The sequence below is a fragment of the Sutcliffiella horikoshii genome (assembly GCF_008180725.1).
Lineage (GTDB): Bacteria > Bacillota > Bacilli > Bacillales > Bacillaceae_I > Sutcliffiella_A > Sutcliffiella_A horikoshii_B.
In genome coordinates this window covers 473,926-491,622 of record NZ_VTEV01000002.1, presented here as the reverse complement: position 1 = coordinate 491,622, position 17,697 = coordinate 473,926, and the positions used below count along the sequence as shown (strand labels likewise).

Below are 17,697 nucleotides of genomic sequence, written 5' to 3'. Positions count from 1 at the left end.
AGGCTCAAGCACCGTCCCGCGGAAAGCGAACACCTAGAACGAAAGGCAGCAGGGTGTTAATGAGACACACTTTCTCAAACCAGTTCCCCCTGCTGCCTGCAGTGCAAGGTGTGAGACTCCTGAGGGAGATAGTGGTAGCTTGAGACCCCGCAGCGAAGCGAGGAGGCTCAAGCACCGTCCCGCGGAAAGCGAACACCTGGAACGGAAGGTTGCAGGGAGTTATTGAAACTCACTTTCTCACACCAGCTCCCCCTGCTACCTGCAGTGCAAGGTGTGAGACTCCTGAGGGAGATAGTGGTAGCTTGAGACCCCGCAGCGAAGCGAGGAGGCTCAAGCACCGCCCCTAGGAAAGCGAACACCTGGAACGGAAGGCAGCAGGGAGTCATAGAAGACATACTTTTTCAAACAATAATGGATGGTGACAAAAATGGAACAGTTCGCAGCATGGCTGATCAATACATACCCACTCACAAACGACAACAACAGAAACATCCTAAAAGAAGGCCTAAAACTGTTCCGCCAAGGCAACGTCATACACGCCTACCATGAAGGCTCCACCATGACCGGAAAAGTCCAAGACAACGGCCAAAAACACGTCCTGCTAGACGAAGAAATCGGTGACCTCAGCAGATGCTCATGCGGCGCAACCACCCTCTGCCCCCATCAGCTAGCCACCTTTCTTTCCGTATGGTCACAATCCAAAACAATTGCCTCTCTTATCGACGGTTGGAAGGAACAGAGCACGGAAAACATCCTTCCTACCCTCGCATCGGCAACTATTAAAAAGGAAGCAACAAGCTACGAGGACAATTCTCTTTCTAGCTGGCTTGAATTTGTGGACTATCAGCATCAGCAATATAAAAGCTCCATTCCTAGTAAACGAACCTATCTTACCGGCCTGACACACGCGTTCTTTCCTAAGCTGCGAACCCAGGCACCGAAGAAGGCGGAAATACGTCCCTTGTTTTTATTACACGCTTCTCTTTATTGTATGGAACAGGTCATCAACAGCTATGATAGCTCACAGCCATATCAATACATCGCCGATATCCTACATCGTTTTGTAGATATGGTGGAAGAGGAATCAAAAGGCTTGTTTCATAGCGCCATCGCCTTCCAACTCGACTCCTTGCTGAAAGAAAGCAGGCAACTGATACGAGAAACGCTGTTGCAACAAGAGGAGCCTTTTATAAGGGAAATGTTTTATGTGTATCAATTCACCTGGAATGATGTTTTCCAACGTCGCAACTGGATGGCCTCAGAGCTGAAAGAGCTAGAGGGTGACACTTCCCTTCAGGCGGAGTTGGCGAAAACACATTTATTATTTTTACAGAAAAAAGATGAAGAGGCATTGAAGCTGGTCAAAAAAAACAGCAGTCAGTACGCGCCATACCTTTTCCATTGGTTACAATCCTTAGTCTTCAACAAAGCTAAGGACAGATTGGAGAACTGGCTAGCTGTCTCGCTGCCAATTGTGACGTCCTATATTCATTCAGAACCAACCTATGACCGGAAAAGGCAGCTGACTAAGCACCTGCTCAAGTTATTGACGGAGTACGCAATGGAAACAAGGCAAGATAAACTATATAAAGAAGCAATGCGCAAACTGATGCCATATAGTTACGGAGAATATGAATGGTATCTGTTTGAAACGAAGAACTACCGCCAATGGGTGGAGTTACAGCTTTGGATGGGCTTTGAGCTAAGTGGTTTGGAAGCTTATAAGCTGAAAGAAATCAAAAAAACGGATGCCTATGCGCTTTTCCCACTCTATCATGTGGCGATAAACAAGGCATTGGAGCAGCGCAATAAAACCGCTTATAAAGAAGCGACATCGCTGTTGAAAACATTACATAGTCTCTATAAAAAAGAGAAACTCGAAGACATCTGGCTTCAGTATTTACTGCAGCTAAAAGAAGGAACGAAGCGACTCCGCTCCTTCCAAGAAGAATTAAAAAAGGGAAGATTCAGTTATGATTAATGAGGCGTTATTTGCCAAATCAATTTATATGGAGGAACGGAATCAATTTTTTCTATATGTAAAAATCCGCTCCTCCGTTCTGCCACCGTCACGATTTATCCCCCTTCTCTTTACATGGCATGAGGGATCGTATTTCGGCTCCATCCTAGAGGAATCCACCAATGATGGCGTTTCCGGGATTTTTTTAAATCCCAGTGACGCGCTTGAACTATTTGCCAACAATACCGAGAACTCTTTTATTGAGTTGGAGTGGTGTGATCAATCGGAACAATATCGCCTAATCGCTCCAACAGTTGCAGACCTGTTGAACGAAAGAGCCTTTCAACCGAGTTTTGCAGCATGGCAAGAAGGCAGACTTTCCTTTTCTTTAACAAAGGAAGGACAGGAGATGATCGCACAAAATCCTCTCCTCCCTTCTTATGCCGGCAAAATGGAAGAATGGTTGGACGCCATCATGAAGGATTGGATGGAACGCAATGAAGATGGGTATCTCCAGACATACTGGATGGATTACACAAAAGATCCGCGGCAATTAGCAACGGAAGGTTCACTAGTGGAGTATGTGGATGAAGAAGACTGGCTTCGAGACATTGGATGGACGAAAGATACCACTCCATTCAAGCTTGGCCTCCGTCTTTTGGAACCGGAAAAAGGGGAACAAGACTGGAAGCTGGAAACCCTGTTGAAAGACAAGAAAACAGAAGAATTATATGTGTGGGAACAAGATAGCCTCCCTCCTTCCTATAAAAAATACAAAAAAGAAGTGAATCGCGGATTTAAGAAATGGCAGCAGCTGACTCCCTCTCTTTTTTCAAATGGACAGATTCGAAGTTATCTGACGGAAGAAGACGCTTGGCGGTTTCTTGTAGATGGCAGCGAGAGGCTGTTGGCAATTGGGAGCTTCATTTTTCTGCCGCCATGGTGGCAAGCCATCAAGGATTCTCGAATTAAAGTGAAAGCAAGAGTGAACGGCTCGAAGAAAGGCAGCGGCCATTCCCAATCTTTTGTAGGGTTACAGTCCTTAGTTAATTTTGAATGGCGCTTTTCCACGCGAAATACCGAGCTTTCGGAAGAGGAGTTCCTAGCACTTGTAGAAGAAAACCGCCGCCTTGTACAGATTAAAGGCGAATGGGTCGTGTTGGATCCAGGGTTTATTGAAGAGATAAAACGGATGATGAAGCATGCAGAAGAGAACGGTATCCGCATGGAGGATCTCTTGAAAAGCAATGCAGCTGGCATGGCCGGTGAGTTTCCGGATGACGTTGATTCGGGGGGAAGCTATTCCATCCAGGATATTTCCTATGAACTAACCGGATCTGCCGAGCGCTTGATTGAACAACTCTATCAAGGTAAGGACATCCCGCCTTTTGAGGTTCCTGAAACATTCAAAGGCGAGCTAAGACCTTATCAGGAGCAAGGTGCAGCATGGCTGACCTTTTTAAGAGAACACGGCTTCGGGGCTTGTCTTGCAGATGATATGGGACTAGGAAAAACCATTCAGCTCATTGCGTATTTCTTGTCATGCAAGGAAAAGGAACCGGAAGGACCGCCTGTACTCATTATTTGTCCTACTTCTGTCCTTGGAAACTGGCAAAAAGAACTGGAAAAGTTCGCTCCAAGTTTGGAGGTTATGTTGCATTACGGACCTAATCGTGGCAAAGGGTCTATTTTCCGAGAAGCAGTTTTGAATTCCGATGTCGTGTTGACCTCTTATGCTATTTCTCATCTTGATGAAGAGGAATTGGCAAGTGTCGGCTGGCGCACCATCTGCTTGGATGAAGCACAAAACATCAAGAACGCTGACACGAAGCAATCCCAAGCTGTTCGAAATTTAAGCGGTGGCCATCATATCGCCTTGACTGGTACACCTATGGAAAACCGTCTGTCAGAACTCTGGGCAATTTTTGATTTTATCAATCCAGGATACTTGGGGTCGCTAGGCTCCTTCCATAAGCAATTTGTTCTTTCAATCGAGAAAGATCAGGACAAAAAGAAGATTCAGCAATTGCAGATGCTTATTCAACCATTCTTACTTCGCCGCACGAAGCAGGATGAACAGGTGGCCCTGAACCTCCCTGCCAAGCAGGAGCAAAAGGAATACTGTCCACTGACCATCGAGCAGGCTTCTATTTATGAACAGCTTGTGAAAGAGACCTTAGACAAGGTGGAGGAGTTAGGCGGTATCCAACGCCGCGGCCTCGTGTTAAAAATGCTCGGGCAGTTGAAGCAAGTCTGCGATCACCCTGCCCTTTATCTAAAAGAGGAAACTCCAGAGAATCTCTTAATGCGCTCCAGTAAGATGGAAAAGCTAGTGGAACTGGTCGAGCAGATTCGTTTGCGGGGAGAAAGCTGCCTTATTTTCACCCAGTACATTTCTATGGGGAATATGATTATTGAAGCATTGGAAACTACACTCGGGGAAAAAGGAAGATTTCTAAATGGAAGTGTCGTCAAAAAAGAACGTGACCAACTGATTCAAGATTTCCAGGACGGGGAATTTAATGTTCTGGTCCTTTCATTGAAGGCTGGCGGAACCGGACTGAACCTGACAGCTGCCAATCATGTTATCCACTATGACCGCTGGTGGAATCCAGCCGTGGAGAATCAAGCAACCGACAGAGCATATCGAATCGGCCAGAGCCGTTTTGTTCACGTTCATAAGTTTATTGCAACCGGTACGCTGGAGGAGAAAATTGATGCAATGATCGAATCCAAGCAAGCGCTGAACAATCAGATCATCACGAGTGAAGGCTGGATAACCGAGCTGGATAATGAGGAATTGAGGGATTTGTTGACGTTGAAGTAAGGTAATCTAGAATGTAACGATGCATGATGAGGATGAAGACAATCTCACTGGATTTTTGGGCCTAGAATTGTCTTCATAGGCGGGATGAAGACAATTTTAACGAGATTTTAGGAGTGGAATTGTCTTCATGTGCCTTGTGAAGACAATTTCAACCGAATTCTGACGCTGGAATTGTCTTCATTTACATTTTCTTACTTACCCATCAAGGCTCAGGCGACACATTTCACTAATAAGTTCAACTCCTTACCACTCATATAAAAAAGCGCAGCCCCCATCTACATAGAGGAGTCTGCGCTTTTTTGCTTTCCTTCTTTCTTACCCTTCTTAATATAAGTGGACAAAAATCCGGTAATAATCCCCTTCAATCCGCCCATCGCATCCAACCCCACATCCGCCCAATGCCCGCTGCGGTCTGGGTGGTGGAATTGCAAGAACTCGTCCAGCATCGCAATAACAAGCAGAATAGAAAAACTGAACAGAAACACTCTCCAATACTTTCTCCCTAAGGCACTGGCAAAGTACCGGACGAGCAAATAACCAAGAACACTATAAAAAAACAGGTGAGCTCCTTTTCGAAAAAGGAATTCCACAAACTGATAGGCTCCCATACTGTCCACACTCATTTGGTTATTCACATAAGGAATCTCCACTCCCGAAAACACAGCAGCAATATGTTCCTCTGCCACAAGCATTCGCAAATATGGCCTGATATCCTGTTCTGCATAGGACATGGAAGACAAATAGAACAATATGACAGTCCAGCCAAAGGCCAGAAACAGATAATATAGAATCCTCTTATTTCTCATATGAGCCACCACCGTAATTGAGTTAGAAGCTAAAAAAATTCCACTTAATTACGGTGTGTCCTATCTAGGCACGCCTTATACCCTTCAACTAAAATTCTTACTGGTCACTCCACGTTTTGATTGCTTTAAACTTAGATAGGCGGTTTTCCCTTTGTATTTGACAAAAATCCTTTGTAATAATCCTTCTACTAAATCCTGACAGACTTGTTCCGGGCATTCTAACTTAAGGAAGGCTTTACGCTGTCTGTACCAGGCGTAAGAAGAGATATCAAGTTGGTAGCTTGGAAGGTTGATGGTTACGGAAATAATTCTTTTATCCGCATAAGAACGAAAATGCAGTTCAACAGACTGATTGGAACTCGTTGAAATGCAGCGCCAATTACCGTTCTTAATCGATTCCTCCTTAGAGATTTCCAATGCATCAAAGAAAGAGGATCTGGGTGCTGATGAATAGTCATCCTTTGGTTCTTTTATATAAATAAAATAATCTTGTCCATCTTGATTCCGACCTTCCGTACTTGGAAGGAAACTTACCGTAGTTAACTTAAAATCAGCCACATCCATCACTCCCTCTTTCATCATTCACTCCTCCTAATTATAGATAATTTTACTTTTTATAGAAAATATAGGAAATAAGGTGATTCTTTGCATTTATCTGGGTATTCTTTCCTATTCTCATTCATCCTCTTTATTTTGCAATATTCGACATTGTTCCGTTTAAGAACATTTAGTAACTATGTTCCACACGAGAACAACTACTCCCTCTCGTTTCCATTACGTTAAAGGAAATGCGGAAAAGAGGCAGGAGATATGATGAACACGTCCTTTTTAGCGAGAAACATTAAATACCTTCGTAATCAGAAGAACTGGTCGCAACAAGATCTTGCCGATCGCCTGAACAGGGTGCATGGTACCATCAGCAAATGGGAGACTGAAAAGGAAGTCCCACCCATCGAAACTCTCATTGAACTAAGTAAGCTTTTCGAGGTTTCGATTGATTACCTGGTAGGAAACCACTACGAACAAGAACATTATGTAAAAGAATTCAACCAACTCTATCAAATTAACCAAGCTGATGAAAAACTGATGCAAATTGTGGACTATTTGAAGCAACACCCCAATTTCAAGGACATCCTACATAAGTACACCAACATGAGCATCACTGATAGGAAAGTGATGGAAGACATGATGGGTATCATCTATGTCAATAAGTAAGTTTGGTTGAAAAAAGCCAACCCTAAAGAGGCTGGCACCAAGAAATGGAGAACAAAGAGGCAATTCTTCTCTCTAGAGGAACCATGAGGGCTTATCCTCTACTACATGCTGATAAGCAAAAAAAGAAAGGCAGCTTGTTTCCGCAAGTTGCCTTTTTTAGAAAGGCTAAAGCAAATATGGGAGGGGAGCCCTTTGCTTTATAGGTAAAAATAAGATTACTTAATACAATTGATTATTGGGATGACCTTGCATTACTTTTAGCTACACTCCTACCTTTTCAGGGGTCGTCGGTTGTGTCGGGAAGTCTGGGAATTCTGATGTTCTTTGTGTCGAGTGATGAGTAGGCGGACGGCTTTGAACATTTTCCATTTGCCGGTTTTCCTGTGAAGGCGGAGATTGCTCCCAACTTTGAACATCACTCCTATTGTGCTCCCTTGTCGTATCCTGCTTTTCTGGATACGGTGGAATTGGCGGTGAAGAAGGTTTTTCCTCCTTCTTTTTTTCAAGAAACCGCACATTGTCCACCACCACATCAGTAACAAAGACTGTCGTCCCATCCTTCGATTCATATCGACTGGTCTGTATCCTACCTGTGACTGCCACAAGTGCACCTTTTCGACAATAATTTGCCGTCGTTTCCGCAGTACCTCTCCACGCCGTGCAAGAGACAAAATCCGCCTCATAGACACCTTCCTGGTTTTTGAAGTTGCGATTAACAGCAAGTCTGAAGCTTGCAACAGGAGTTCCATCACCTGTATAACGCAAATCCGGATCCTTCACCATTCGACCAATCAACACCACTTCATTAATCAAGATTCTCCCTCCTTATTTCTACAAATTTCGTGTTGCTCCGTTATCATAACTGCTTGCTTACTGTAGGTAAAATGGAGGTTTTCAGGTTTTGTCTCGGTTATTCGGTGTAAAATTGGAATTTGCACTAAGGGGAAAATCCTGTTTTATTATGCCGGGGAGTTGTCGAAAGATAATATTAGGTGTATTCAAGATTTTTTTCGTGCCTGCTATTTGGTAATGGGTATCTTTCATTGCGCTTATGTTATAATAAGACAAAATATTGGTACATGTTATCACGGTCTTAGCATCGAAAATATACCCGTTGGAGGAAAATCATGAAAACGTTCAAACTTGTTGCAATATCCCTTGTACATGGCGAAGAAGTTGAACAGCTGGATTTACAAGACGGATTGATTATCAATAGAGAGTACGGAAAAGAAAATTGGCTGATTGAAGCATTACTGCCAAAAAGCGAGCCGGAAAAATATGAAGGATTCCGCGATAATGAAGAAATGCTTCATGTTCAAGCGACAATCTCTAAACCGACAAATGATCCAGCTTCCTTTGAGGCTGTCGTCCGCCAAGTGGCAGTGATGGAAGACAAAATGAGCATTCTGTTCGAAGGCGAGCTCTTCCGAAAAAACACCAACTACCACGAAAAGCTACTCGAACGCCTTGTGGGAGAAGGATACACCGGCGACGACCTTGTAAATGCCTTCAAAAACAAAGTAAAAGAAAAACCAGTGCTTGAGAAGAGCAAATAATGATGGCTGCGTGATTGGTTTAGTTTGATAAAGCGATAAAGAGGGGTCTGACCCGCTGTGCGTTAATGCACTAAAGAGGGGTCTGACCCTTTTCGCGTTTAGTCTGTGATTTAGGTGTCGTTTTAGGCGTTTTGAGCCAATTGTCCGAAGTTTTACTGATTTTGACCGAAGTTTTTCGAAAGTTGGCCGAAGTTTTTGCAAAGTTGTCCAAAGTTTTCTAATAGTTGTCCGAACGAATTTTTCAAATGGCCGAACCCCACCTAGAATTTGACCGAACAAGCTAAATAATTGTCCGAACCAGGTGGAAAAAGAGTATTAAATTGTCCAAAGTCCTCCTAGAATTGTCCGAACACTTTTGGAAGTACGGAAAGTCATCCAAAAGTCACTCATTTTAGCTTAATTTCACACAAAAAAACTTTGCCTCTGCCTCTCATCTCATATACTTGGCGCTTTCTCTTCCACTTCCGCCTCATTCTACCCTCCCAATAAACTCCGCCTCCACCACATACCGCTGAGGGGCTCTCCCAATAAACGTAAAAGGATAACACGTTGTTATCGTCAATACCTCCCGAGGCCGCGGGACCACTACCGAAGTATCTTCTTTATCTACCACCCTAATCCTGCCAATCTTATATGTGTACCAACCACCATCAAACCCAAACATAACCTTATCTCCAACCTCAAGCTCCTTGAGCCGACGAAATACGGTATCCCTGTGCCCAGAAAGCACAATATTTCCCCCGTCCCCTGGTAAAAGGGTACCTGGAACATGCCCCACACCCTTTACGAGCTCCTCCTCGGACACACCATGAAATACTGGAATACTTACGTCTAGAACAGGAAAAGATATTTCTCCTATTTCTTCCCCTGCCTTTATAGTTACAGCCACATGCTCAGCTACATCAAACTCCCCAACTGATTCCAAAACCTCTTCCTTCTTCATCAACCCCCTTGCCTCCACCCTTTCCTCCACTGCCGAAACTCCCTGCCAATACAAAAGGCCGCTTCCAACAAACAAAGCAGCCCCCGTCACCATAACAATCCAAAGAACAACTATCCAAAAACGCTCCCGCATGCCCTACGCCCTGCGGACCCTTCTCACACCAAGCATTAAACCAGCTAACCCTACTAAGCACAAACCTACCAGCATCCCAAGTCCATAAACAGAAGCAGTATCAGGCATTCTATTGGTATAAAGCTCATCGCTCATTTTCACGCCAACCTGACCTAAATGAATGAGCTCCTTTCCTGTAACCTGCACATAAGACGGTGATACAATTTGCTCATCCATCACTGCTGAAGCGAGAAGCGAACCCTCTCCATCAAAAATGTCTAAATGGACTTCCTTCCCTTCCAACCATCCAGGCTGCATAAGCGCCTCCTGGGACACCTTAACCCGGCTACCGTCCTCTACATGAAGGTCAGCCTCCACTTGAAATACTTCCATAAACTCCGTCCAAAGGGAAAACACTTTTTCAACGGAATTGGGTTCTTCATTCAACATTCCTTGCAATCTTTCAAGCTCCTTCGCCAACACATCCTTAGGAAGACTCAAAATATGCTGGAAAATTTGCCGTGCTTCTTCTGCTTCGAATCCCATGGACACTAGAAAGTCCTCCGCGCGAGCCACTTCTTCTTCGTGGGTCATATAGAAATCAACTGCAATTTCCAAGTCCTCAATGAACGTATAATCCTGCACCTTTTCCCCAAAACGAGATAAAAGGACCTCTAACTCTTCTTTCGTCAAATCATAGGTTTCAAGCATAACAAGAAGGTTCTCCTCATTGATCGGAGTCCCAAGCTCATCACGCAGTTGTTCCATGTCCTTGAAGTCATCCAGACTGACCTCATAAAACGCCAAATACTTATCCAGGTCCTTCCTTGTCCAACCTATTTCCTTTAAGTACGAATCCACCTCTTCCTCTTTTGGTGCCGCCGTTGCATCAAGTGGGGAAAAGAATAGTGTCGAGCCTATTAAAATCTTACAAACAACCAACATAAACCGCTGCATCTTTCATGCCTCCTATTTATCGTTACACTTTTTTAGTAGCATGCGCATACGCGGAAAATTTATGCAAGAAAACGGTCATTTTATCAAATGAAAAAAGCACCCAATCTCCCCGGAATAAGTCGAGAAAATCAGATGCTTTTTCCATTAAGAAGCGCCCTGCAATGCCGCCTCGATATCATCTTCAAAAGTTTGGATAACAGGCTGTAATACCTCATCCAGTTTACGGAACGTCGACGAAACACTTCCCGCTGATATACCAAACTCTTCCGCTAACGCTTTCTGTGTTTCCTGCTGTTCTTTCATAAAATGTGTATCTAAAAAGTAAATCAATGCCGCAGCGTAATTCTGCTCATTGCGGATCATTGGACTCTCTTTCATGCAATAGATCGACCAGAGCATGGAAGCAAACTCCAAAAATCTTTGCGGATATCCGCGCTTTTCAGCTCCATCTGCAAACAATCCCAACACACGCTCCTGTGCCTCATCTTGGACAGGTAACTGCTGCACATCCTCTTCACTTAATTCAAACTCTACCATTTTACCGGCAAGATCCGGGAATTCCGATCTTATATAGATTGAATCAATGTCTACCTCTGAAAATTCCTCCATAAACTTCTCTTCTAGACGGATTGCCTCTAGTACCCCGCGTTCAAAAGTGGACATGAACACAACTTTTGCCTGCTTGAAAGGAACAAACATGCCAATAACCAACTCATTTTTACTTAAGCTGTCCTCTCTGCCAATGTAAGTGACTTTTTCTTTCTCCTTTGTGAAAAAGTCCTCCATGGTATAAGTCTCCCCTCGCACATTTGCCACCTTGTAGACAGACGGATATGCCTTTTGCCAGCTTTCTGCCCATTCTTTTACTTGTGGGCGGGAGAACTTGCCTTCTTGTGCGGATGCAAACTCTTCCACAATCGTCAAACCATTATCTCGCTTTACTGTGAACATATACCAGAGGTGAAGCAGTTCGTTAAATGCTTCACTCTTCATCTCATCCATTGAAAATTTATGTAGATACTTGGAGCTAACCTCTTCAAGTTCAATTGAGAACTTCTCATATGCAAAGCGCATCATATCAATTTGTAAAGCCATCACTTCCGTTTCTAACACTTTATCCAAGCCATTTTGCTTTTTTTCACAACACTTTTTATATTTCTTTCCACTGCCACAAGGACACGGTTCGTTTCTTCCAATCATTCTATCACCTTAAACCTTTTGTTTTTTCTTAGCTGATCTCATTTGAGTTTTACAGACAACGAGTTTAATTCTAACATATTTCTCCCTCACGTGTAGGCGACCAAAGTCTGGATAACTTATCCAATTATCCCCTTTCAAAACAAAAACACCTCCAAAAGAAGGTGTTAACTAGTAATCTATCTATTTATTTTATAAGCAACTGCAGCTTTTCTTTCATTTCATCAATAAGTTCCATCATGGATATATTCTCTCTCTCTGTGCCTTGTTGATAGGCATATTGAAGCACTTTGATAATCTCGTCTTTGCTTTCAATACTTTTATAGTCGTTCATCAACCGATTTTCACCGCCTAATTAATTACAAAATATACTACAATTCTACTATTTTTCTGTAAAATTACAAGAATAATTTGAAATTTTTACTAATAATTAATATTTATCGTCGTAATATGTCTTTATTGTTTAGCCGTTTTCTTTTGTACTTAAACTTTTTTTCAAATTTGCTTTCTACTCTTTCCCTTTATATAGTTATAAGAAAGGTAGGTGTGTCCTTAATGAAATTTTTCAAAGGAATATTAACTACAGCCCTTATCCTAGGAATCCTAGGATATGCAGGCTATTATTTTATCAATAAATACTTGGAAGATCAGGCAGTTGAATATGTGGAAAAAGACCTGGTGGAAAATAACGATGTGGCTATGGCTCGGGAGTATGTAGACAGGTCTCCTGCTTTGAAGAGCTATCTTGCAGAGGGAGCTGAAGCCAATCTTGATGAGCTGCCAGTCCAAACACGTGAAGAAGCAACAAGAATGGTCATGCAAAAGCTCAGTCTTCAAGAAATGCAGCAGATACAGTCAAAGGCATCCAACGGCATGACAGAACAGGAAGTGCTGGAGTTGGTGGAAACATTCGAGAAGAAATTGACAGAGGAAGAGCTGCTGGCATTGAAGGCGATTGTGTATAGGGAGTTGTATGAATAATTTACAAACGAAAAAATCCGTGAGATATAATATAACCATAACTCACGGATTCTTTTTATGGATGAGAAATAATTATTTCAACCTTACCTATGACAGTGAACTCTTCCACGCCTGAAGGAATGATAAAGTGGTCTCCTTTTTTCAGCGGGTAAACACATTCATTTATCTTAAGCTCTCCGGAACCAACAATGACGCTACCAATTAGGAAATGTTTTTCGTATTTTGCAGAATATGTTCCATCCACTTCCCATTTGTAGACAGTGAAATACTCAGCTTCCACAAATCTTGTAACGGTAGCACCATCTGTTTTAGAAACTTTATGCACCACATCCATAGATTTATGAGGAATAGTGGAGACATCAATGGACTTCTCAAGATGCAATTCCCGAGTATTCCCTTTCTTGTCTTTTCGGTCATAATCATATACACGATAAGTAGTATCAGAATTTTGTTGCGTCTCAAGAATTAAGACACCTGAACAAAGAGCATGGATGGTTCCACTTGGTACGTAAAAAAAATCACCCGGTTTTACCTTCACCCGTGTTAAAAGTCCTTCCCACTCTCCATTCTTAACCTTTTCGACAAATTCCTTTTTTGTTTCAGCTGTATGACCGAAAATAATTTCGGCATCCTTCTCACAATCTATCACATACCAGCACTCTGTTTTTCCATACTCTCCGTTTTCGTTCTCACTAGCATATTTGTCATTCGGATGGACTTGCACGGATAGGTTTTGGTTTGCATCCAGAATTTTTGTCAGCAACGGAAATCTGTCACTCTCATGGTTACCGAATATCTCTTTTTCTTCCGTGTATAGTTCACCTAACAGTTTACCTGCAAAAGAACCGTTTTTTATCATACTTTGTCCGTTCGGATGTCCGGATACCGCCCAGCATTCTCCCGTCAATTCAGACGCAATCTCATATCCAAATTGATCAGCAAGCTTGGTCCCACCCCATATGCGTTCTTGGAAGACTGGCTCTAGAAACAGAACGTCTTTCTTGTTTCCCATTATGTTCACCTCATCATTTTATGAAAGTTCACCATAATTAACATTAGTAGACACTCTTTTCGCTTATATTGCACCTATCTCCGGCCAGCTTATTTCGATTCCCTCTTTTACCAACATCTCTTGGAACTCACGTAACATTTCTTCGTTCTCCCTCACTTCACGGGGAAGAATCCCTTTTTCTAATGAAAATGCTGCAAGATAGCCTGCGGATTCACCAATGTTCCATTCCACTGGATGAACACGGAAACATCCATTGGTAATATGAGTGGCTCCAATATTCTTACAAGCTGGCAGCAGGTTTTTCACCCTGATTGGCAATAAAGCACCCAGTGGGATTTCAAATGGGTAGCTTTCCGTATAAAAGAAGGTGTTGGTTTCTGTTGTCGGGTGTAGGTCAATTCGATAACAACCAATACCCACTGAATCTTCAAATCTTTCAATTCCTTTATTTCCTCTGGTTTCTGCATTGATATGTTCTTCGACGACGGTGAATATTGCCTTTATCCTCCGTGATTCACGGATATAAGGATACTTGGCTAAACCATCCTCCGTTCCTAAAACATCGGGGCGGAGTCGGACTCCCGGGTATCCTTTGCTGCCGTCAGGACGAGGGGCTTCTGTTTGCAACCAATATAAGAGAGACAAACTTAATTGTTTAGCCTCCTCTAGGTATCGCAGACGGTCATCAGGGTTGACATCAATGATGGACCCGAGCCAGTAATCATTTTGCGGCCAATTGATTAAAGTGATATCTCCTTGAAATGTTCCCTCTTTAAAAAGGGCGGGGTCGATGATCCTTCGGTAGTCCCAAAGCCCCCAGAGATCGCCATGATGAAACATGGTAAATTCCTTCGATTCTCCTGTATGTGCATCAGGGGCAAACCAGCTCAGTTGCTTGTGCTGTAAAAACGGTGCCTGATAGTCTTTCCATTTTTCATATTGAGAAGGCTTTTCGATAGTGAAGTCTTCTCCTTCTAAGTAATCTACTGCAAAGACATGTGTGATGGGCTGCATATCTTGAGGACGTGCTTCTTCAGGTGCATGCAGTTCACCCGTTTCCGCTTTTGATTCAGCTCCTGTTACATATTCCACTCCAGCAAGTGGCAGCAAATCTCCGCATTCCGTCGCATCTAAGAAGATATCACCTGTTAGGGTAAGTGTATTCCCAGTCCTAGTATGCTTCACCAAGACCGATTGGACCGTGTCCTGATCAACATCAGCACATTCAACCTGATAGTTTAGTAAAATCGTAATTCTGCCGCTCCCTACAAATGGAGCAAGCATTTCCTCTAAAACTGCCAATGCGACTTTCGGTTCATGGCATAGTCTACTGACCCAACCGTTACCAGGGTTCAATTTTTCATTTGCTATGGCTTCTTCTTTTAGAGGATAGTTCCTCTTGTAATAGTCTCTTACTCGGTCACGAAAATTACGATAACTGGCCGTGCAACCGAACTGTTCGATCCATTTATGCTCATCCGGTGGCACAGCCTGGCTTGTAAGTTGACCTCCAATCCAATCCGTTTCCTCTGTCAAAATTACACGTTGCCCTCGTTTTGCTGCAGCTAGTGCTGCGGTACATCCACCAAGACCACCGCCAACCACAATAATATCCGCTTTCATCCGATCTCACTCCTCTATGTACGAAACTGGTGACAGGTCTACCCGTCACCAGTTATCCTTATTGCTGCTTGAATTCTGCAAAGTCCATAAGCTGTTCCATCTGATCAAGATCTTTTAGTAGGTGTTCAGAAACTGCTGGTCGGATATGTTTTTCACGATCCTTTATAAAGTCCTGGGCCTCTAAGATTTTTCCATTTACCTCAGAGATTTCCCCTTTACCTACAGCTCTCTCCAAGTTTCTAAACTTCTGCTCCAACGCTCTAATTGCAGGGTGGTCTACCCCATCCCTAGGTATATAAATATCAGCAATTTTACGTTTTATGTCTTTCACTAACAATTTAGCTGCATGCATTGGGTCAGCATGAGGTAAGAACGCTTTTTTACGCTGCGGACCTGCCTTTAAGGCTTCAAAATGCTCTGCTCTTAAGGAATGCAAGGCAAATTGAACCTGTCCAGCTGCATCCGTTTCCGTCATTGCTTTTACCTGATCTACCAAAAGTTCATCGGAAAAGCCTACAAATGGAGCCAAACCAATATAAGATAAAACAGGTTGTTGGAAGCGATCTAAAAATGAATTGGTTGTACGTTGCACATAGTTTGTATCCACTGCGTAAATCATCGGAGTAATGAAATCCATGTAGCCTGCACTAACCCATTCCACCCAGTTTTGAAATTTTTGATCGATGGCGTCCGACACTTCCGGGAACACAGCAGTTGAAAGTTCTAACGATTCGTCAACTTCCTTCACTTCGCCGTGAATTCTTTCTACAAAGCTGGATATTTGATTTTGTCTCCACACATTCCAAGCTTCCCAAAGCTCAGTGTCTGCAGGTGTGATGTCCAACGGATCGACACCCGAAACCTTCTTGAATTCATTACGGCTATACTCATCATAGCTGTAGCCATTTTCAATCGGCAGACTGACAGGGTAACGGATATAATCCAGGTGAAGTCCATCCACATCATGTGTTGATATCATCTCGTTAAAAATACTGGATAGATGATCGCGAACTGCTGGCAATGCAGGGTTAAGATAGTAATAGCCTACTTCTTTCACAGAAGGAATTCGACCTTCACGATCGACCGCGGCCCACTCAGGATGTTCTGTCAAAATAGGACCAGGAGGATTTAGGGACTCATGGCCAACAAAGAAGGTGTGAACCCAAGCATGAACTTCGATCCCACGTTTCTTTCCTTCCTCAATAAAGACTTCCAGAGGATTCCAGCCTACAAAGTTTGGATTTTGTTCGGCAATTTCACTTGGATAGATGGTGTAACCATGGAAAAATGTCTCTAAGAATAGAATGTTAAAGTTAGAGTCCGCAAGCTTATCCAACGTTTCAATGATGTCCTCTCGGTTACTTTCAGTCGGACGATGCCAAACTCCTCGTGCATCCACAACTTTTGATTCCACCGTTTGGAATCCTGCTTTGTTAGCCTGTTGTGCGGCAAGTTCCGAATAATCAATAGTACGTTGCCAATCCTCTTTACCGAATGCCTCTTCTGCCATTCTCAATGATTCTGCTGCCTCATTAAGTGAGGATTTCGCTTCCTCGATTGGTACGTCTAGAAAATTAGTTTCCGCTGCTTCAATTTGAGCTGACGCTTTTTCAATGACAAGTTCTGCCGCGCGTATGTATGCGCTTGCATCAATACGAGAAGTAATCTTCATAGTATTTGGGTCAAATGTTACTTCCGCTCCAACCTGTGTGTTTTCAAGGATCCATCTTTGTGCCGCTCCATGACCCGACACCACGAATCCGTCTTCAGGGATAAGACTGTTGCTACCGGACATTTCCACCACAATTCCATTGCGAACAATAAATTCTGCACCGTATTGGTTAGTACCAGTTCGTTCTTTTCCATATGAAGATGTATAGACAACTAGTTCATCCGCTCCGCGCCCGCCCGGAAACTCGTAGGGTGCTTGCGGATCTATTTTATTAATAGAAAAAGTGGATGTTCTCACTGGATCTGTGATGACATCTTCTAAAATTTCGACCGTATCGCCTTCCTTCAGATTCGCCATCACCCATGTTCTTGCTGTACCATGAGCAGAGACAACGAACCCATTTTCAGGGATTGGCGCGTTGGAAAGATCTACGACAGTTCCATCACGAACCTCTGTTATCATTCCATCCTCTACGACTACCTCTACTCCCCAGCGATTATTCTTTGTACTTGCACCAAACTCTGGTGTATAAACGATTATCTGATCGGCCCCTCTTAATCTGTTGTAATCAAAAATGACATGCGTTTCCCCATTTGCTGCTTTTACAAGATCTTGCGCCAATGCTGCACTAGTTTGTTGTTGAATAGGAAAGCCAGTTATGATCAGCGCCAAAACCAATGCACTGATTATGAACAGATTTACCTTCTTACTACTTTTTTTCATCCTCAATCTTCTCCCCTTTGCATTCTAAGTCTGACCGTGACCAATGATAAATGCTGTTTCGAAAAAACTTCTCCCACTTGAATGTATTGAGAATGAATCACCTCCTTAAATGAA

The 17,697-nt window shown here is 43.1% G+C and carries 15 protein-coding genes; 5 read left to right on the top strand and 10 right to left on the bottom strand.

Annotation, left to right across the window (positions count from 1 at the left end; genetic code table 11):
* Positions 1-427: 427 nt before the first annotated feature.
* Together FZC76_RS06290 and FZC76_RS06285 are read left to right on the top strand one after the other, a co-directional pair.
* Positions 428-1,981 carry a hypothetical protein gene (locus FZC76_RS06290; RefSeq protein WP_148987395.1) on the top strand — a complete coding sequence of 518 codons (1,554 nt, stop codon included), beginning with the start codon at positions 428-430 and terminating at the stop codon, positions 1,979-1,981.
* Entirely contained in the window at positions 1,974-4,787 is a 2,814-nt protein-coding gene (locus tag FZC76_RS06285) for a DEAD/DEAH box helicase (protein WP_148987394.1), read from the top strand. The genes FZC76_RS06290 and FZC76_RS06285 overlap by 8 nt, the downstream gene beginning before the upstream one ends.
* A 275-nt stretch (positions 4,788-5,062) precedes the next feature.
* Here FZC76_RS06285 and FZC76_RS06280 read toward each other — a convergent pair whose 3' ends face one another.
* Together FZC76_RS06280 and FZC76_RS06275 are read right to left on the bottom strand one after the other, a co-directional pair.
* Positions 5,063-5,593 carry a VanZ family protein gene (locus FZC76_RS06280; protein WP_148987393.1) on the bottom strand — a complete coding sequence of 177 codons (531 nt, stop codon included), beginning with the start codon at positions 5,591-5,593 and terminating at the stop codon, positions 5,063-5,065.
* An 84-nt stretch (positions 5,594-5,677) separates the two neighbouring features.
* Positions 5,678-6,175, bottom strand: a complete 498-nt coding sequence (locus FZC76_RS06275) for a hypothetical protein (protein WP_148987392.1) — start codon at positions 6,173-6,175, stop codon at positions 5,678-5,680.
* Between the two features lie 228 nt (positions 6,176-6,403).
* On the opposite strand from FZC76_RS06275, the gene FZC76_RS06270 reads away from it, so the two are divergent.
* A complete protein-coding gene (locus FZC76_RS06270; protein ID WP_148987391.1) occupies positions 6,404-6,808 on the top strand; it encodes a helix-turn-helix domain-containing protein in 405 nt (134 codons plus the stop codon).
* 261 nt (positions 6,809-7,069) lie between these two features.
* On the opposite strand, the gene FZC76_RS06265 is transcribed toward FZC76_RS06270, so the two are convergent.
* Entirely contained in the window at positions 7,070-7,621 is a 552-nt protein-coding gene (locus FZC76_RS06265; protein WP_148987390.1) for a single-stranded DNA-binding protein, read from the bottom strand.
* Positions 7,622-7,935: 314 nt separating this feature from the next.
* On the opposite strand from FZC76_RS06265, the gene FZC76_RS06260 reads away from it, so the two are divergent.
* Positions 7,936-8,364 carry a YwpF family protein gene (locus FZC76_RS06260; protein ID WP_148987389.1) on the top strand — a complete coding sequence of 143 codons (429 nt, stop codon included), beginning with the start codon at positions 7,936-7,938 and terminating at the stop codon, positions 8,362-8,364.
* A gap of 469 nt (positions 8,365-8,833) precedes the next feature.
* On the opposite strand, the gene FZC76_RS06255 is transcribed toward FZC76_RS06260, so the two are convergent.
* From FZC76_RS06255 to FZC76_RS22900, 4 genes are all read right to left on the bottom strand, one after another.
* Positions 8,834-9,307, bottom strand: coding sequence for a class D sortase (locus FZC76_RS06255; protein WP_262372468.1), 474 nt, complete (start codon positions 9,305-9,307; stop codon positions 8,834-8,836).
* Between the two features lie 135 nt (positions 9,308-9,442).
* A complete protein-coding gene (locus FZC76_RS06250) occupies positions 9,443-10,375 on the bottom strand; it encodes a processed acidic surface protein (RefSeq protein WP_148987387.1) in 933 nt (310 codons plus the stop codon).
* Positions 10,376-10,519: 144 nt separating this feature from the next.
* Positions 10,520-11,575 (bottom strand): YecA family protein, encoded by a 1,056-nt coding sequence (locus FZC76_RS06245; RefSeq protein WP_148987386.1) that lies wholly within the window; start codon positions 11,573-11,575, stop codon positions 10,520-10,522.
* A gap of 184 nt (positions 11,576-11,759) precedes the next feature.
* Positions 11,760-11,909 (bottom strand): hypothetical protein, encoded by a 150-nt coding sequence (locus tag FZC76_RS22900; RefSeq protein WP_169289326.1) that lies wholly within the window; start codon positions 11,907-11,909, stop codon positions 11,760-11,762.
* 218 nt (positions 11,910-12,127) lie between these two features.
* Between FZC76_RS22900 and FZC76_RS06240 the strand changes: the two genes are divergently transcribed.
* Positions 12,128-12,553: a hypothetical protein gene (locus tag FZC76_RS06240; RefSeq protein ID WP_148987385.1), complete on the top strand. Its 426-nt coding sequence runs from the start codon at positions 12,128-12,130 to the stop codon at positions 12,551-12,553.
* A gap of 55 nt (positions 12,554-12,608) precedes the next feature.
* On the opposite strand, the gene manA is transcribed toward FZC76_RS06240, so the two are convergent.
* From manA to FZC76_RS06225, 3 genes are all read right to left on the bottom strand, one after another.
* Positions 12,609-13,565 (bottom strand): mannose-6-phosphate isomerase, class I, encoded by a 957-nt coding sequence (manA, locus tag FZC76_RS06235; protein WP_148987384.1) that lies wholly within the window; start codon positions 13,563-13,565, stop codon positions 12,609-12,611.
* A gap of 63 nt (positions 13,566-13,628) precedes the next feature.
* Positions 13,629-15,188, bottom strand: coding sequence for an FAD-dependent oxidoreductase (locus tag FZC76_RS06230; protein ID WP_148987383.1), 1,560 nt, complete (start codon positions 15,186-15,188; stop codon positions 13,629-13,631).
* A gap of 58 nt (positions 15,189-15,246) precedes the next feature.
* The gene (locus FZC76_RS06225; RefSeq protein WP_148987382.1) at positions 15,247-17,583 is read right to left on the bottom strand and encodes a glycoside hydrolase family 10 protein; all 2,337 of its coding nucleotides are present in this window, start codon (positions 17,581-17,583) and stop codon (positions 15,247-15,249) included.
* Between the last annotated feature and the right edge of the window lie 114 nt (positions 17,584-17,697).

What these genes read in the sequence shown, in the direction of transcription:
- FZC76_RS06290 (WP_148987395.1), top strand. Translation starts at nt 428, where the DNA reads ATGGAACAGTTCGCAGCATGGCTGATCAATACATACCCACTCACAAAC.
- FZC76_RS06285 (WP_148987394.1), top strand. Translation starts at nt 1,974, where the DNA reads ATGATTAATGAGGCGTTATTTGCCAAATCAATTTATATGGAGGAACGG.
- FZC76_RS06280 (WP_148987393.1), bottom strand. Translation starts at nt 5,593, where the DNA reads ATGAGAAATAAGAGGATTCTATATTATCTGTTTCTGGCCTTTGGCTGG.
- FZC76_RS06275 (WP_148987392.1), bottom strand. Translation starts at nt 6,175, where the DNA reads ATGATGAAAGAGGGAGTGATGGATGTGGCTGATTTTAAGTTAACTACG.
- FZC76_RS06270 (WP_148987391.1), top strand. Translation starts at nt 6,404, where the DNA reads ATGATGAACACGTCCTTTTTAGCGAGAAACATTAAATACCTTCGTAAT.
- FZC76_RS06260 (WP_148987389.1), top strand. Translation starts at nt 7,936, where the DNA reads ATGAAAACGTTCAAACTTGTTGCAATATCCCTTGTACATGGCGAAGAA.
- FZC76_RS06255 (WP_262372468.1), bottom strand. Translation starts at nt 9,307, where the DNA reads ATGAAGAAGGAAGAGGTTTTGGAATCAGTTGGGGAGTTTGATGTAGCT.
- FZC76_RS06250 (WP_148987387.1), bottom strand. Translation starts at nt 10,375, where the DNA reads ATGCAGCGGTTTATGTTGGTTGTTTGTAAGATTTTAATAGGCTCGACA.
- FZC76_RS06245 (WP_148987386.1), bottom strand. Translation starts at nt 11,575, where the DNA reads ATGATTGGAAGAAACGAACCGTGTCCTTGTGGCAGTGGAAAGAAATAT.
- FZC76_RS06240 (WP_148987385.1), top strand. Translation starts at nt 12,128, where the DNA reads ATGAAATTTTTCAAAGGAATATTAACTACAGCCCTTATCCTAGGAATC.
- manA (WP_148987384.1), bottom strand. Translation starts at nt 13,565, where the DNA reads ATGGGAAACAAGAAAGACGTTCTGTTTCTAGAGCCAGTCTTCCAAGAA.
- FZC76_RS06230 (WP_148987383.1), bottom strand. Translation starts at nt 15,188, where the DNA reads ATGAAAGCGGATATTATTGTGGTTGGCGGTGGTCTTGGTGGATGTACC.
- FZC76_RS06225 (WP_148987382.1), bottom strand. Translation starts at nt 17,583, where the DNA reads ATGAAAAAAAGTAGTAAGAAGGTAAATCTGTTCATAATCAGTGCATTG.